The sequence below is a fragment of the Burkholderia sp. APQ4-4ca genome (assembly GCF_057837105.1).
In genome coordinates this window covers 18,887-20,179 of sequence record NZ_JBYQCG010000077.1, presented here as the reverse complement: position 1 = coordinate 20,179, position 1,293 = coordinate 18,887, and the positions used below count along the sequence as shown (strand labels likewise).

1 protein-coding gene and 1 pseudogene are annotated in these 1,293 nt (G+C 66.0%); one reads left to right on the top strand and one right to left on the bottom strand.

What is annotated here, in order from left to right:
- Window positions 1–751: AMP-binding protein (locus tag AC3IFE_RS09575; protein ID WP_489190369.1), on the bottom strand; the 751-nt coding region annotated here is incomplete at its 3' end.
- Between the two features lie 320 nt (window positions 752–1,071).
- Between AC3IFE_RS09575 and AC3IFE_RS09570 the strand changes: the two are divergent.
- Window positions 1,072–1,293 (top strand): annotated as a pseudogene (locus AC3IFE_RS09570) (DMT family transporter); the annotation flags it as partial.

Here is a 1,293-nt window from a genome sequence, read left to right as displayed (position 1 = left end):
GTTCGCCGTCCGTGAGCTCGTGCATCCACAGGTCGCGCTCCGCATGCCAGTCGATCTTGCCGCCGGTGCGGCGATAGACGATCACGCTCTTGACCGCTTCGCAGCCGCCCAGCGCGATCGCCTCGTCGGCGATGCTCTTGAGCGGCAGGGTCTTGCCGCCGCGGGCCTGCTCGTCGGCGGTAATCAGCGCGACCGCGCCGACGTCGACGAGGCGCTCGTTCAGCGATTTCGCGGAGAAGCCGCCGAACACGACCGAGTGCGTCGCGCCGATGCGCGCGCAGGCCTGCATCGCGACGATGCCTTCGATCGACATCGGGATATAGATGACGACGCGATCGCCCTTGCCGATGCCGCGTTTCTTCAGCGCATTGGCGAAGCGCGACACGCGCGCGAGAAGATCCGCATAGGTGACGCGGGTGACGGTGCCGTCGTCGGCCTCGAAGATCACCGCGACGCGCTCGCCGTTGCCGGCTTCGACGTGGCGGTCGAGGCAGTTGTACGACGCGTTCAGCTCGCCGTCGTCGAACCACTTGTAGAAAGGCGCGTTGCTCTCGTCGAGCACCTGGGTGAACGGCTTGCGCCACGTGAGGCCCTCGCGCGCGAGACGCGCCCAGAAGCCTTCGTAATCCTGCTCGGCCTCGGCGACGAGCGCGCGATAGGCCGGCATGCCGGAAATGGTCGCCGTCTTCTCGAGCGCCGCGGGCGGCGCGAACTGACGGGTTTCGTGAAGAACCGATTCAATCGCAGACATCGACAACCCCTTGGTGAACATGAATCCTCTGCATGGCGGCGCGATCGTGTGCGCCGCGCGTCGTCTTGGCCGGCGCCCTGCGCGCCGCTGTCTCCCACCACCCGCACGCGGCCGCGAAGGGCTGCGCACGATGCTGCACCGCACCACGTCACGCGAACGTGAGCCGCGGCCCGGCAATGTCCACGATAAGCGCTCCAACTTACCCGTCACTTACGCGGCATGGCCGTTTCGCGGGTCGGGCGCGCCGCACCGAGGTCGGCTTTACGCTGTTACGACCGCGACCCTACAATCCTAACTGAACTCGCCTTCCGGATTCCAGCTTGAATCGCTACGCCCTCTTCCTCATCCTGTCGATGCTGTTCGTCGGCAGCAACGTCGGTATCGGTAAATCCATCGTTGCATTCGTCCCGGTCGCCATCCTCGCCACGCTGCGCTTCGTGATCGCGATCGCCGTGCTGTGGCCGCTGTTCCGTCCCGTGAAGATGCGCGCGGTCAAGCGCGGCGAATGGCTGAACCTGTTCCTGCAGGCGTTCTTCGGCACC